Annotated in this window: 15 protein-coding genes; 6 read left to right on the forward strand and 9 right to left on the reverse strand. The window is 67.2% G+C overall.

Features of this window, described 5'->3' with window-relative positions:
* Positions 1-46: 46 nt before the first annotated feature.
* Positions 47-718 (forward strand): pandorabactin biosynthesis transcriptional regulator PanV, encoded by a 672-nt coding sequence (gene panV, locus CDN36_RS07400; protein WP_150555697.1) that lies wholly within the window; start codon positions 47-49, stop codon positions 716-718.
* Between the two features lie 97 nt (positions 719-815).
* Here panV and CDN36_RS07405 read toward each other — a convergent pair whose 3' ends face one another.
* From CDN36_RS07405 to CDN36_RS07445, 9 genes are all read right to left on the reverse strand, one after another.
* A complete protein-coding gene (locus CDN36_RS07405) occupies positions 816-1,946 on the reverse strand; it encodes a sensor domain-containing diguanylate cyclase (protein ID WP_287496372.1) in 1,131 nt (376 codons plus the stop codon).
* 216 nt (positions 1,947-2,162) lie between these two features.
* Positions 2,163-2,519, reverse strand: a complete 357-nt coding sequence (locus CDN36_RS07410) for a RidA family protein (protein WP_141571936.1) — start codon at positions 2,517-2,519, stop codon at positions 2,163-2,165.
* A 72-nt stretch (positions 2,520-2,591) separates the two neighbouring features.
* Positions 2,592-4,025, reverse strand: a complete 1,434-nt coding sequence (locus tag CDN36_RS07415) for an FAD/NAD(P)-dependent oxidoreductase (protein WP_287496373.1) — start codon at positions 4,023-4,025, stop codon at positions 2,592-2,594.
* The gene (locus CDN36_RS07420) at positions 4,022-4,330 is read right to left on the reverse strand and encodes a (2Fe-2S)-binding protein (RefSeq protein WP_150555694.1); all 309 of its coding nucleotides are present in this window, start codon (positions 4,328-4,330) and stop codon (positions 4,022-4,024) included. Before CDN36_RS07420 ends, CDN36_RS07415 begins: the two co-directional genes overlap by 4 nt.
* Complete coding sequence (locus tag CDN36_RS07425) at positions 4,308-5,408, reverse strand: NAD(P)/FAD-dependent oxidoreductase (protein WP_150555693.1); 1,101 nt, start codon at positions 5,406-5,408, stop codon at positions 4,308-4,310. Before CDN36_RS07425 ends, CDN36_RS07420 begins: the two co-directional genes overlap by 23 nt.
* 3 nt (positions 5,409-5,411) lie before the next feature.
* The gene (locus tag CDN36_RS07430; RefSeq protein ID WP_287496374.1) at positions 5,412-6,215 is read right to left on the reverse strand and encodes an ABC transporter permease; all 804 of its coding nucleotides are present in this window, start codon (positions 6,213-6,215) and stop codon (positions 5,412-5,414) included.
* A gap of 21 nt (positions 6,216-6,236) precedes the next feature.
* Positions 6,237-7,136 carry an ABC transporter permease gene (locus CDN36_RS07435; RefSeq protein WP_502920346.1) on the reverse strand — a complete coding sequence of 300 codons (900 nt, stop codon included), beginning with the start codon at positions 7,134-7,136 and terminating at the stop codon, positions 6,237-6,239.
* 50 nt (positions 7,137-7,186) lie between these two features.
* Positions 7,187-8,263 carry an ABC transporter ATP-binding protein gene (locus tag CDN36_RS07440; protein WP_287496376.1) on the reverse strand — a complete coding sequence of 359 codons (1,077 nt, stop codon included), beginning with the start codon at positions 8,261-8,263 and terminating at the stop codon, positions 7,187-7,189.
* 34 nt (positions 8,264-8,297) lie between these two features.
* Positions 8,298-9,362: an ABC transporter substrate-binding protein gene (locus CDN36_RS07445; protein ID WP_287496377.1), complete on the reverse strand. Its 1,065-nt coding sequence runs from the start codon at positions 9,360-9,362 to the stop codon at positions 8,298-8,300.
* A gap of 172 nt (positions 9,363-9,534) precedes the next feature.
* Here CDN36_RS07445 and CDN36_RS07450 point away from each other — a divergent pair, with 172 nt between their 5' ends.
* From CDN36_RS07450 to CDN36_RS07470, 5 genes are all read left to right on the forward strand, one after another.
* Positions 9,535-10,425, forward strand: a complete 891-nt coding sequence (locus tag CDN36_RS07450) for a LysR substrate-binding domain-containing protein (RefSeq protein ID WP_241014103.1) — start codon at positions 9,535-9,537, stop codon at positions 10,423-10,425.
* A 127-nt stretch (positions 10,426-10,552) separates the two neighbouring features.
* Entirely contained in the window at positions 10,553-11,662 is a 1,110-nt protein-coding gene (locus CDN36_RS07455) for an acetamidase/formamidase family protein (protein ID WP_287496378.1), read from the forward strand.
* A gap of 88 nt (positions 11,663-11,750) precedes the next feature.
* Positions 11,751-11,981 (forward strand): XapX domain-containing protein, encoded by a 231-nt coding sequence (locus tag CDN36_RS07460; RefSeq protein WP_287496379.1) that lies wholly within the window; start codon positions 11,751-11,753, stop codon positions 11,979-11,981.
* 10 nt (positions 11,982-11,991) lie between these two features.
* Positions 11,992-12,183, forward strand: a complete 192-nt coding sequence (locus CDN36_RS07465) for a XapX domain-containing protein (protein WP_150555686.1) — start codon at positions 11,992-11,994, stop codon at positions 12,181-12,183.
* A gap of 97 nt (positions 12,184-12,280) precedes the next feature.
* Entirely contained in the window at positions 12,281-14,716 is a 2,436-nt protein-coding gene (locus CDN36_RS07470) for an acetamidase/formamidase family protein (protein WP_287496380.1), read from the forward strand.
* Positions 14,717-14,739 lie beyond the last annotated feature (23 nt).

Genomic DNA, 14,739 nt, shown 5'->3' on the forward strand with positions numbered 1-14,739 from the left:
CACGGCGGATTTGTCACCCGGATGACAATCGAGGGAAAATCCCTATATGTCGCTCGAAACCCTGTTGCAGCGCAGCGCGTGGGCGCAAGGGCTGACGCCCGAGCAGCGCGAGCGCGTGGTGTCGGAGATCCAGGTCCGCCCCGTCGAGAACGGCGGCTACGTCTGCCGCAAGGGCGACCCTACCGACGCCTGGTTCGGCGTCATCGAGGGTCTGGTGAAAATCACGACCGTGTCGGCCAGCGGCAAGTCGGTCACCTTCACGGGGGTGCCGGCCGGCGCCTGGTTCGGCGAGGGGTCGGTGCTCAAGCACGAAATCCGGAAGTACGACGTCATGGCGCTGCGCGACTCGGTGCTCGCCCACATGCCCATCGCCACGTTCGACTGGTTGCTCGATACCAGTATCCCGTTCAACCGCTTTCTTACGCTGCAGCTCAACGAGCGCCTGGGGCAGTTCATCGCAGCCGTCGAGCACGAGCGGCTGCTCGACACGGACGCGCGCGTCGCCCGTTCACTGTCGTCCATGTTCAATCCGAACCTCTATCCGTCGGACGACAACACCGTGCAGATCTCGCAGGAAGAGCTGAGCTATCTCGCCGGCGTGTCCCGCCAGCGGGTGAATCTGGCGCTCAAGGTGCTGGAACAGGCGGGCCTCGTGAAGGTCGACTACGGCGTGCTGACGATTCTGGACCTCGAAGGGCTGCGCGAATTCGGGATGTGACGGCCGGGGTTCGCCGCCCTGCCCACCCAAGGCAGCGCCGCCCTGCCCCCCTAAGGCAGCGCCGCCCTGCCCCCTAAGGCAGCGCCGCCCTGCCCGCCTAAGGCAGCACCGCCCCTTCGAAGCCCCCGCCCGCGCGTGCGATCACCACGCGATCCTTGCCGGAGCGCTTGGCGGCATAGAGCGCGCCGTCGGCCAGCGCCAGCCAGGCCGTCGGCGAACCGAGATCGGGCTCGTAGTTCGCCAGCCCGACGCTCAGCGTCACCGCGCCGGACGGGTCCAGCCCGCGCGTCGCTTCGGCAAACGCCGCGCGCACCCGCTCGAGCTTCTTGCGCGCCTTTTCGGCGGACTGCCCCTCGAACAACACGCAGAACTCGTCGCCGCCATACCGGCCACTGATGTCCTGAGCACCGAGTTGGTTCGCCAGCACACCGGAGAGCATGCGAATCAGCGAATCGCCTTGCAGGTGCCCGTGCACGTCGTTGATCTCCTTGAAGCCGTCGATGTCGATGAGCGCGATGCTCGCCGGACCGGTGCACCCGACACGTCCGACACGCCCGACACACCTGTCGGTGTAACAGGTCGTGAGCGCGCGCATCCAGGAGCGCCGATTGAGCAGCGAAGTGAGATCGTCCTGCTCGCTGATGCGCCTTAGCGTCCGCTCGCTTTGCGTGAGGCGTTTCGCGAGCCGGAAGCTCGTGAGACCGACGAGCGTGGGATAAACCAGCAGCAGCGGCAGGCTCGCGAGCAGTTCAGGCAGCGCGATGGTCGCCCTGAACGAGAAGCCGAGGACCGCGCCCGCGAGCACGCCGCCACAGAGCATTGCGAGCACGCCGTCGCGCAACAGGCGATAGCCGCCTGCCGACGCGTTGTGCATCAGCAGGACGGACACGAGCACCGCCGAGGGCACGCCGCTGAACTGCATGGCGACCACCCAGCCGCCGCCGAACGCGGAATCGCATAGTAGATTGCGTCGCTCGGCCGCGATCGGATCGGACGACGACATGGCGATGGCATGCGCGAATGCCGGCCACAGAAACGCGTTGAGCGCCCAGACGCCGTAGCCTAGATGTCCGAACGGGTGCGAGCCGCCGGCATGCCGGATCGCCGTGAAGACGGTGACGGCGCTCAGCGCGCAGCCCAGGCTTCGCAGTCCCAGCACGCGGCGCGAGAAGTCCCGCCCCCGTTGGGTCGAGGAGCGTGGCAGCGGGTAGGTCGATGGGTCCTTCATGTCGCCGGATTGGGAGGCGTGCTCGGGAACGGCCCGGGGGGCGAGCCGCGCGATGAAACGTCGCGGCCTGTGCGCCGCCACGCGCATTATGCCTGCGCACCGCTCGCGCTGCGCATGTCTCAAAACAAAAGGCCTGCGCACGTCCGCAGGCCTTTTGTTTTCGGGACGCCCGGCGCGCCGGCGCGCCACTCGTCTCGTCTCATCTCATCGCGTCGGTCATTTCGCAGCCGCGATCACGGCGATCTCCACGAGCAGATCGGGCGCGGCCAGGCGCGACTCGACGGTCGCGCGCGTCGGCGTGTTGCCCGGGCTCGTCCAGGCGTCCCACACGGCGTTCATGCCGGCGAAGTCGGACTCGATGTCCTTGAGCCACACCTGCGCCGACAGCAGGCGCGACTTGTCGATGCCGGCGTCCTTCAGATAGCCGTCGATCTTCGCCAGCACCTGCTGCGTCTGACCCGTGATGTCCTGGCTGCGATCGTCCGCGGTCTGGCCGCCGATGTAGACCGTCCCGTTGTGAACCACGACCCGGCTCATGCGTGCGTTGGTGTGATGGCGTTGAATATCGCTCATTGACTACGTCTCCAAAAAGTTCTCTACGTCAAACAAAAAAGGAAGCAGACCGGGATGCCCCGGAGATTGCGCCTACTTGGGAAAGCCCGCCCGCTCGCTCTGAAACGCCGGCGTCTCGACCGCATTCGCCAGCTCGCCGAGCGTGACCGGCTTGATCGGCGGCCGAATCCGGTAGTAGCCGACTTCGGGCACCGCACACCCTTGCGCCTGGGCCAGCAGTTCGGCGACCGTCTGGCCGCACAAGCGCCCCTGGCACGGCCCCATGCCGCAGCGCGAAAAACTCTTCGTCTGGTTCGGGCCCACACAGCCGAGCGCCGCCATCTTGCGCACGTCGCCGGCCGTGACCTCCTCGCAGCGGCAGACGATGGTGCTGTCGTCGGCCGGCGCCCGAAACGCCTCGGCCGGCCGATAGAGCGCATCGAGGAACGGACGGATCGCCGTGTGCGCGCGGAGCTCGCGGCGCAAGGTGAGCGCGCGCGAGTCGCGTTGGGTTGCGTCGAGCTTGCCCAGACGCGTCGCCGCCTGCAGCGCGGCAAGCCGCCCCGACGGCTCGGCCGCGAGCGCACCCGCGATGCCGGCCCCGTCTCCCGCGACGAAAATGCCCGGCAGGTTCGTCTCGCCCCATGCGTCAGTGCGCGCGCGCCAGCACAGCTGCGCCTCGTCCCAGACATGCTCGCAGCCGATCGAGCGCGTGACCTGCGTGTTCGGAATCACGCCCTGATGCAACAGCACCATCTCGGTGTCGATGCGCGAGGTGCGGCCGTCCACGACATACTCCACGGCCTCGGCGCGCGTCTGTCCGATCACCCGCAATGCTCGCACCTGCTTCACGTGCTCCACGCCGGCCGCACGAATCGCGCGAAGCAGCCTGAGGCCCTTCATGAGATAAGACGGTGCGCGCAGCGCGCCGCCGACATGGCGCAACGCCTCGCGTCGCCCGCTCGCTTCGGCCGTGTCGAGAATCGCGCGAACCGGCACCCCGGCGTTGATCAGCTGCCATGCGAACAGATAGAGCAACGGCCCGCATCCGGCCAGCACCGCCGGCGCCTGGGGCACGAGCGCGGAAGCCTTGAGCAGCGTCTGCGCCGCGCCCACGCCCATCACCCCAGGCAGCGTCCAGCCCGGAATCGGGAATGGGCGCTCCTGCGCGCCGGTCGCGAGCACGATGGCGCCCGCTTCGATCTGCAGCGTGCCGCCGCCCGGGCTCTGCCGCGTCACGCACACGCGCCGGTCGGCGCCGATCTGCCAGGCGAGCGTTTGCGGCCAGTAAGCGATGTCCTGCGCGCAGAAGGCATCGACGAGCGTGCGGCCGCGCAGGTAGTCCGGCCCGAGCACGCCGGGGTCGGCCAGCGGCGAGCGGCTCACGCTGCGATAGATCTGTCCGCCGGGCAGCGCGTTCTCGTCGATGACGAGCGGTGCGAGCCCATGACGCTTCGCTTCGAGCGCCGCGGCCAGTCCGGCCGGGCCGGCGCCCACGATCAACAGGTCGACGCGCTTTGCACTCATGCCACACTCCTCGCGCCGTCCATGCGGCGCAGCTGCATGCCTTCGCGCACCGGCGTCATGCAGCCCTGGCGGTTCGGCACACCGTCGATTTCCACCAGACAGTCGAAGCACACGCCCATCATGCAGAACGGCGCGCGCTCGCTGCCCGTCACGGGCGTGGTGCGGCAGGCCGTCACGCCGGCGAACAGCAGCGCGGCGGCCACATTCATGTCGCGCGGCACATCGACCGGCGCGCCCTCGATAAACACGCGCACGGTCGCACCATCCTGGCGCGCCAGCGACTTAAGCAGCGAAACGTTTGGCATAGAACTGATCCAGAAGCGCGGGTCGCGCAGCGCCGAGAATCCACGGCGCGATGGTTTCACAATGTGCGGCGGCAAGTGTCACGCCGCTGTGGCAGGTCGCAAGGAAGGCGCCGGGGCAGGCTTCGGACGCCTCGTAGATGGGCAACCCGTCGGCCGTCATCACGCGCAGTGCCCCCCACGCGCGCACGACGCGCACGTTCCTGAGCAGCGGGAACGGGGCAATGCCGCGCCGCGCGATGTCGGCCAGCACGTCGGGCGTGACGCCGTCGTTGAAGCCCACGTCCTCGGCCGAGTCGCCCAGCATGACCGAACCCTCGACGGTCTGGCGCACGTAGATGGTGGGGTAGGCGAGAAACGGCCTGACGCGCTCGGTCACGAGGATCTGACCGCGCAGTGGCTTGACCGGCGCGCTGAGTCCGACCATCGGCGCGAGCTCGCGGTTGCCCAGGCCGGCGGCCAGCACCACGCGTCCGGCGTCGATCGTCGCGTCGCCCATCTTCACGCGAAACGCGCCGCCCACGGGCCGGATATCGGTCACGCGCACGTTGGGCGCATATTCACCGCCCGCCTTCTCGAAGGCGTCGAACAGCGCGCGCAGCGTGTACAGCGGGCTTACGTGACCGTCGTTGGGCGAATAGATGGCGCCCGCCACGTCGGGCCCGATGGCCGGCAGACGTTCGGCAAGCGCGTCGTGATCGAGCACCTCGTAGCGCAGCGCCGGCTCGGCTGCCTGCAACTGGCGCATGCTCTCGACCTTGACGGCAAGCTCTTCGGGCGTTTGCGCGATGTTAAAGCCGCCCGGACGCTGAAAGCCGACCGACACGCCGGTCTTCGCGAACAGCTCGTCGGCAAAGCCCTGCCAGGTGTTGGCCGAATGCAGCGACCAGCGCGCGTAGTTGGTGCAGGTCGAGCCTTTGCCCTGCACCCAGACCAGCCCGAAATTGCCGCGTGCGGCCCGCAGCGAATTGTCCTCGCCGTCGCACACGAGCACGCGTTGCCCGCGCTTGGCGAGCCCGTAGGCAATCGCCATGCCGACGAGGCCGCCGCCGATGACGGCGATATCGTATGTTTTTTGCATGTTTCAGTGATTTCCAACCAGAACCTTGTTGAGCCCGTAGATGCGATCGAGCACCAGCATGACCGCCAGCGTGAGCCCGATGAGCAGTGTCGAGATCGCCGCGACGCTCGGGTCGACCGTCTCGCTCATGTTCATGTAGATGCGCACCGGCAGCGTGATCGTGGTGGGCGAGGTCACGAAGATGGTGGCGGTGAGTTCGTCGAAGCTGTTGATGAACGCCAGCACCCAGCCGCCGGCCACGCCCGGCACGATCGCCGGGAGCGTGACGCGCCGGAAGGTTGTCCAGCGGCCTGCGCCCAGCGAGCGCGCCGCGCGCTCGGCCTCGTCGGCCTGGCCCGCCAGCGCGGCCATGATGAGCCGCAGCGCATACGGGAAAATCAGCAGCGCGTGGCATGCGACCAGGCTCACGAACGAGCCGCCCATGTCGAGCAGCGTGAACAGGCGCAGAAATGCAATGCCGAGCACCACCGGCGGAATCATCAGCGGCGAGAGCAGAAACGAATTGATGGCGTCGCGCCCCGGGAAGCGATAGCGCGCGAGCCCCATCGCCGTGGGCACCGCCAGCGCCGTGGACACCGTAGCCGAGCTCACGCCGAGCCACAGGCTCGTGCGCAACGCCGACTGGAAGTCCTCGTCGCTCATGAGCGACGTGAACCAGCGCAACGAGAAGTGCCGCGCCGGAATCGAGAGGAAATTGTCCGGCGTGAACGCGACCAGGCACACCACCACCAGCGGCGCGAGGATGAAAACGAGGAACAACGTGTGGAACGCGAGTGCGGCCGCACCGTTGCGATCATGCTGAGTCATATGCGCTCCTTCTCCCCTGGTTCAGCCGAGACGGCGCGTGAAGCGCTTCTCGAGAGCGCGGTTGTAGCCGCTGATGATGGCCACGTTCACGACGAGCAGCACGATCGCGATGGCCGCGCCGAGCGGCCAGTTCAGGGTGCCGAGGAATTCGTCGTAGGCGGTGGTGGCCACGACCTTCAGACGCCGTCCGCCAATGAGCGCCGGTGTCGCGAAGGCGCTCGCCGTGAGGGCGAACACGATGAGACTGCCCGACAGGATGCCCGGCGTGATCTGGGGCAGCACGACGCGCCACATCACCGTGGCGCGGCCCGCGCCCAGCGAGCGAGCGGCGTTGGCCACGGCCGGATCGAGCCGCGTGAGCGAGGTCCACACCGAGAGCACCATGAGCGGCACGAGCACGTGCACGAGCGCCACCGTGACCGCCCCCATCGTGAACAGCATCTGCAGCGGATGATCGATCAGTCCCAGCCGGGCGAGCACGGTGTTGACGAGCCCCTCGCGGCCGAGCAGGATCGACCAGCCCAGCGTGCGCACGACGACCGAGATCAGCAGCGGGCCGAGCACCAACACCAGGCACAGCGAGCGCCACGGATCGCGCATGCGAAACAGGAAGTACGCCTCGGGCACGCCGACGAGCACGCACAGCAGCGTAACGCCCACCGAGAGCAGCAGCGTGCGCAGAAAGATTTCGTAGAAGTAGCTGTCGGTCAGAATATCGACGTAATGCTGCAGCGAGATCGTGGGCAGCACGCCGCCGAGGTTCGCGTCGAAGCCATGCAGGCTCAGCACGAACGTGAGCACGAGCGGCACGGCCAGCAGCACGATGAAGTAGAGCGTCGCCGGCACGACCAGCGCCCATCCGGCCCGACGATGCCGGGCCGCTTCAGGCGACAGCGCGCGCACGGCCTTCATGTCCGGCATGGCGGCCGCTTCGGTAGCGCCCGGCGAGCCCGGTCTCGATGTTGCGGCGTTCATGCGCCCTCCTGCACGAGACGCAGCGCATCGTCGGCCCAGTCGAGGCCTACCGCGTCGCCATCGTTGGCGGCCGCCGCGCCGTCGTTTGCGACGAGCACGCGCAGCTCGCCCAGCGCCGTGCTCACGGTGAAAACCCAATGATTGCCGTGGAAACTGCGCTGGCCGACGCGTCCGGCCACGCGCCCTGCCGTGGCGGACGTCAGGCGAATGCGCTCGGGCCGCAGGCTGAAGGTGGCCGTGCCCGCACGACTCGCATGCGAGGGCAGGCGCGCGCCGGGCGAGACGGCGAGCCGGTGCCCGTGCGCGTCGAGCACGGCGACGTCGCCGCGCACGTCAAGCCGGCCCGTGATGAGATTGGTCTGACCGATGAAGTGCGCGGCGAACGTGGCGCGCGGATCTTCGTACACGTCGTGCGGCGTATCGATGCGCACCACGCGCCCCATGTTGAGCAGCACCACGCGGTCGCTGATCGCGAGCGCCTCGGCCTGATCGTGCGTGACCATGATGGTGGTGGTGCCGACCTGGCGTTGAATGGCGCGCAGTTCGTCCTGCATCTGCTCGCGCAGTTTCGCGTCGAGATTCGACAGCGGCTCGTCGAGCAGCAGCACGGGCGGCGCGATCACCAGCGCACGGGCGAGCGCCACACGCTGGCGCTGACCGCCCGAGAGCTCGCGCGGGTAGCGCTGCGCGTGCTGGCCGAGATGCACCAGCTCGAGCGCTTCGCGCACACGCCGCTGTTTGGTCGCGGCGTCCACGCGGCGCATGTCCAGACCGAACGCCACGTTCTGTGCAACGCTCATGTGCGGGAACAGCGCGTAGCTCTGGAAGACGATGCCGAGCCCGCGCTTTTCCGGAGGCACCGGCGTGAGATCGCGGCCTTCGAGCAGAATGCGCCCGACGCTCGGCGCGACGAAACCGGCAATCATCTGCAACGTCGTGGTCTTGCCGCAGCCCGACGGGCCAAGCAGCGAGATGAACTCGCCCTGTGCGATCGACAGATCGACGCCTTCCACGGCCACGGTCTCACCGAAACGCTTGCCGAGTTGTTCGAGACGCAAATATGGGGTGCTCATGACGTTTGTCATCTCCTGCGCGCGGTTCGGTCAATCAACGTTCGATCTGGCGGTTCCAACGCTGCGTCCAGTCGGCGCGCTTGGCGTTGACCACGTCCCAGTCGACGCGCACGAGCTTGTCGATCTGCGCCGCCGACGGCACGCGCGAGGCCACCGCCATCGACAGTTGCGTCTTGCGGTTGGACGGCGCCACGCCCTGACTTTCGGCGAGTACGGCCTGCGTCTGCGGCGAGAGGATCGTCTGCACGAACTTCTGGGCAAGCGCGTCGTTGGCCGACTTGTTGACTACGCACATGCCCATGCCGAGCGCCACGGCGCCCTCCTTCGGATAGACGAACTCGACCGGAATGCCCTGCTGGCGCAGCGCCTGCACGCGGCCGTTGCCCCACACGGCGAGCGCGACTTCGTCGGCCTGGAACAGTTCGGCGATCTTGCCCGGCGACGGATCGAACGACAGCACGTTCGGTGCGATCTTCTCCATCTCTCGAAAGCCGGGGTCGATGTTGGCGTCGCTGCCGCCGTTGAGCTTCGACTCGACGAGCAGCGCGTGCAGGCCGTAGGTGTTCTTGATGCTCGGCATCACGAGCTTGCCCTTGTACTTCGGATCGGACAGCTCCTTCCACGAACTCGGCGCCGGCCACCCCTTCGCCTGGAACAGGCGCGTGTTGTAGGCGATGCCCGTCGCGATCAGGCCGGCTGCCACGGCGCTGTCGTTCTTGAACTTCGCGATGTCGTACAGATCGTGATAGACCGGCGCGTCGGCGAGCTTGCCGCAGAAGCCCATCTGGATCGCCTGGTACATCGGACCGTCGTCGAGGAAGACCACGTCCATGCCGGCCTTGCCCTTTTGCGCCTGGAGCTTCGCGAGCGTCGTCGTCGAGTCGCCCGGCACGATCACGACCTTGGTGCCCGGATTGGCCCGTTCGAAGCCGGGAATCACGTCCTTCTTGAGCATCTGTTCGAACGAACCGCCGTAAGCGCCCACGTATAGCGTGGTGTCGGCCTGGGCGGCGGTCGCGCCGAACACGAGCCCGGCGCAGGCGGTAACGAGGGCGGCGCGGCCCACCTTGCGAAGCGTTTGGGGAACGACAGTCTTCATCGGGAAGCTCCTTGCGTGTTGCGGTGTTATGTGATGTTATGGCCCGGCATTACGAGGAAAACTCAAACATTTGCGTTGTTTTCGTAGGGTCATTTTCGACACACTCACGGTCAAATCACATTTTTTTACCCGCCCATACAAAAATGTTATGGAGTGGAATGGCGAGGCTTCGATGAAAATCCGGCAACTGGAGGCATTTCGGGCGCTGATCCTGCGCCAGACGGTCACGCGGGCCGCCGAGATGCTTCACGTTTCGCAACCGGCGGTCACGCGCCTGATCAACGACCTGGAAGCCGACATAGGGTTTGCCCTATTCGACCGGATCAACGGGCGGCTGAATCCGACGCCCGAGGCACTCGTGCTGTTCGAGGAGGTGGAGCGCTCGTTCGCGGGGATCGACCGGATCGCGCAGACGGCCGAGCAGATCAAGTCGCTGCGGCGCGGTTCGCTGCATATCGCCGGGGCGCCGGCGCTGGCGCTGGAGTTTCTGCCCACCACGCTCACCGGCTTCATGCGCGAGCATCCGGGCGTGCGCACCACGCTGCTCGTCCACGCGTCGAGCAACGTGGTCGACATGGTCGTGGGCCGGCGGTGCGACGTCGGCTTCATCGCGCACCCGCTCACGCACGCGGGGGTGAACATCGAGACGCTGCATCGCGCGCCGATGCGCTGCATCCTGCCGCACGGCCATCGTCTCGCCGATCGCGACGTGATCTACCCCGAGGACCTGCGCGACGAGTCGTTCGTGTCGTATCCGAAGGAGTTCGACGGGCGGATGTACATCGACAGCATCTTCGCCGAGCGCCGGATCGATCGCGTGATGAGCGCGGAGTCGCAACTGTCGGCGGCCATCTGCGTGCTGGTCGAGCACGGCGCGGGGGTGTCGATCATCGACCAGGTGACGGCGAAGTATGCGGCCGGACGCGTCGTCGTCAAGCCGTTCGAGCCGACCATCCTGTCGGGCTTTTCGCTGGTCACGTCGAACCAGCATCCGCCCTCGCAGCTGGCCAAGGCCTTCGTCGAGTACACCAAGCAGCGCATGCTGGCGCTCTTCCCGGGGTAAACGTTAGTTCCTCCCAGCAATAGAGAAGGTGGCAAACGCTCCTAATTGTGCGTTTTTGCGCGGCACTACCATGACTTCACCGCGACTGTGTTTGCGGGCGATATCACGATTCTCAGGAGACATGGCAATGCTTCACGACCTTCCCGCGCGCGCCGACACGGTGCACTGGGGCTACTTCAATGCGGCGCAAAAACCGGTGCTGACCGTCAAGAGCGGCGATTTCGTTCGCGCCGAGGCGCTCACCCATCACGCCGGCGACGCGCCCGATCTCATGATGGACGCCGCCGTGCGCACCGTCTATGACACGATTCCCCACGAGGACCGCAACCCCGGCGTGCACATCATGACGGGGCCCATCTACGTGGAAGGCGCGAAGCCGGGCGACATGCTCGAAGTCCGCTACCTTCAGATGATCCCGCGCTTTCGCTACGGCGCGAACGTCGCCGCTCACTGGGGCCAGCTCTACGACGACTTCCAGAAAGAGCGCGTGACGATCTACGAGCTCGACGATCGATCGAACACCGCGCACGCCCTGTTCGCCTTCGACTATCCAGGCAAGCTGACCACGCCGGGCAAGGTGGTCGATCACCGCGAATGCTGCAAGCAACCCGCGCTCGCCGGCGTGCGGGTGCCCGTGCGTCCGCACCTGGGCACCGCGGGCGTGGCGCCCGATGCGACCGGACGCGTGAGCACCGTCGAGCCGGGGCTGCATGGCGGCAACATCGACAACTGGCGCATCGGCGCGGGCGCGACGATGTACTACAAGGTCCAGGTCGACGGCGGCCTCTTTTCCATCGGCGACCCGCACATCTCGCAAGGGGACGGCGAAATCAGCGGCACGGCCATCGAGGCGTCGCTCAACGTGCTGTTCCAGATCGTGCTGCGCAAGGACTTCACGTTCCCGTCGCCGTTGCTGGAGACGCCGGACTGCTGGATCGTCCACGGCTTCCATCAGGATCTGGACGAGGCAGGCAAGAATGCCGCACGCGACATGATCGAACTGCTCACCGAGCAGCAGGGGCTCTCGCGCGACGATGCCTACTCGCTCATGAGCGTGGCGGCCGACTTCGGAGTGACGCAGGTCGTCGACGGCACGCAAGGGGTGCACTGCACCATGCCGCGCAGCCTGTTCCCGCCCAGATCGTCAGACTCGTCGGACTCGTCGCAACCGACGGACTCGTCGCACTCGTCGCACTCGTCGGACCTGTCCGGCTCCGGCCGGAGCTCGGGCGCCTGACCCGGCACCGGCACGCGCCTGCATGGCAGGCGCTGCGTGCACCGAACGCCGGGCGCCCGCCGCCCGCACCACCCACTGGAGGTTTCGCATGCAATACGTCTACGTCGGGCGCACGGAGATCGTCGCCCTCATCGTCGGGCTGGTCACCGGCACGCTGTACTCGTGGCTCAACCTGCCCATTCCCGCGCCGAACGTGCTGGGGGGCATCTTCGCCATCATCTTCACGTATGCCGGCTATCTGATCGTGAACGCCTGGCGCCGCTCCGTGACGTTCGGCCGTCCGCCGGAACAAGGTTCGCTGCGCACGCGCGCGTCGTGAGGAGGCCATCATGGTAGAAATCACGTTGGGCGCCACCGAGCTGCAGGCCGCCGCCGTCGGGCTGGTGACGGGCGTCCTGTACACCAGCGTGCGCGCGCCGATTCCCGCGCCGAACGTGCTGGGCGGCATCTTTGCCATCGTTGGCACGTTCATTGGGTTCGTATTCGTGGCGGCGGTACGAGGCCAGTTGCACATCGGCTAACGCACCCGCACTATGAACGACGTTCCCGGCGCGGCCCCGGGCTTCTCCACCCCACGCCGCGACCGGGGACGTTCGTCATCATCGAGGGAGACCCGCTTTGGACCGCGCGCATTTTTCCACCGAATCGTATGCTCACGATCAGCGCGGACCTGCCTGGCAGGCGCGGTTGCTCGACGCGCGTCTGCATTTCCGCTCGCCTTCGTCGCGCGAGCCCTTGCACGGCACCTTACTCACGCACCGCACGCCCGGCGGCATCGAACTCTCGGTCATCGCGGCGACCCCGCAGATCGTGTCGGCCAAAGCCGGCGGCGAGCGCGGTTTTCTGGTGGTGATGTGGCTCGACGGCGAGGCGGAGCTCTCGTGCAACGGCAACAGCGAGCCGCTCGCTGCCGGCGACATTGCGTGCGTTCCCGGCAGCCAGAGCGCCGACTTCGTCGCAAAGACGCCGTTTCGCCTGATCTGCGTGCATGTGCGCCACGCGCTCATCGCCCCGCGCCTGGGCGGCACGCCGCCCGTGCATACGGGCAAGCTGCCCGCGAGCGTGGCGCCGCTTTTCGGCGGATTGCTCGGCGCTCTGGCCAGTCAGCTCGAAACCTTGCAGGCGTGCGGCCCGCAGGCGCTCGAGCCGGTCGAGAACGTGATCCTCGAATGCCTGGCCTCGGCGCTCGCGGCGGCCAAACCGCGGGCTGCTTCGGGGCTGTCGGCGTCGCGCGCCGTGGTGTTTGCGCGCATCTGTCACCGCATTCAGGCGCGTCTGGCCGAGCCTGACCTGTCGCTGTGCGCCATCGCGAAGGACGAGCACGTCTCGGATCGCTACCTGCGCAAGCTGTTCGAGGCCTCGGGGCAGAGCTTCTCGTCGTATCTGCGCCACAGCCGCCTGGAGCGCTGCTACGCGGATCTGCACAACCCCGCCTACGATCAGTTGCCGGTCTCGGACATTTGCTATCGATGGGGCTTCAACGACCCCTCGTACTTCAGCCAGGCGTTTCGCGAACGCTTCGGCATGTCGCCCAAGGCGAGCCGCGATCAGGCGCAGCGCGCTCGCGCACTGCCCGAGCGCTCGCGCATCTCGCGCGGACATCCCGACGTGCCCGCCAGTCTTGCACAACGCGCGTTGACGGCGGCAGGCCACGGGCATCGCGCGGCACACGCGGGCGCCGCAGCGCACGCGGCACGCGCGCATGGCAAGGCTCCCCACGACGCGGGACAGCACCACTATCTGCGCGCGACATGCGACACGGTGCATTGGGGGTATCTGAGCCATGATCTCGCGCCCGTGCTGACGGTAAGCTCCGGCGACACGGTCACCATCGAGACGCTCACGCAGCACGCCACCGATGATTGGGAGCGCATGGTCGAGGGCGATCCGGGCGCGCAGAGCGTATTCCACTGGACGGCCACGCAGAAAAACGTCGACCGACGCGGCGCCGGGCCGATGGATGCGTCGGTCTACGGGCGCGGTGCGGGCGAGGGCTTCGGCGTGCACATCTGCACCGGCCCCATCGCCGTCGAGGACGCCATGCCGGGCGACGTGCTGGAAGTGCGCATCCTCGATCTCTGGCCGCGGCCCAGCGCCAATCCCGCCCATGCGGGCAAGGCGTTCGGCAGTCATGCATCGACATGGTGGGGCTTTCATTACCAGGACATGCTCACGTTGCCGCGCGAGCGCGAAGTTGTCACCGTCTTCGAAATCGACTGTCACGGTGGCGGCGATGAAGGGCACGGCGGCCAGGCCGGCGCGGGTGGCGCGGGCGCTCATGGGGGCGCCCATGGCGGCAGTAGGAGCGGCGACGGCGTCGCGCGGGCGCTGTACAGCTTCCGCTGGACGCCGCAAAAGGATCCGTTCGGCGTGGTGCATCCGACTATCGACTACCCCGGCGTGCCGGTCGACCACGCGCGCATCACGAAGAACCATCGCACGCTCCGGCACGTGGAGATTCCACTGCGTCCGCATTTCGGCGTGCTTGCCGTGGCCCCGGCGCAGGACGGCCTCATCGATTCGATCCCGCCGTCGAGCTATGCGGGCAATCTCGATAACTGGCGGGTGACGCGCGGGGCAAGTGTATTTCTCAAGGTTGCGGTGCCGGGCGCATTGCTCTCGATCGGCGACCCGCATGCCTCGCAGGGCGACGCCGAGCTCGGCGGCACGGCAATCGAATGCTCGCTCACGGGCAACATCCAGTTGATCCTGCACAAGAAGGCGACGATCGCGCTCGACGCCCCGCACGCCGATCTGACCTACCCGCTGGTGGAAACGCCGACGGAATGGATCATTCACGGCTTCAGCTCGCCCAACCATCTGGCCGAACTCGGGCAGAAGGCGCAAAGCCAGATCTACATGAAGTCAACGCTCGACAGCGCCCTGCGCGATGCCTTCCTCAAGGCTCGGCGCTTTCTCATGCAGGTGAAGCGGCTCACCGAAGACGAAGCCACGGCCATCCTGTCGGTGGCCGTCGATTTCGGCGTGACGCAGGTGGTCAACGGCAACTGGGGCGTCCACGCCATCATCCGCAAGGGAATGTTCAGGGATTGATCGGGCCGGGCAGGCCCGCGAAA

Source organism: Pandoraea sp. CB10b_02 (assembly GCF_002216225.1).
Classification (GTDB): domain Bacteria; phylum Pseudomonadota; class Gammaproteobacteria; order Burkholderiales; family Burkholderiaceae; genus Pandoraea; species Pandoraea nosoerga.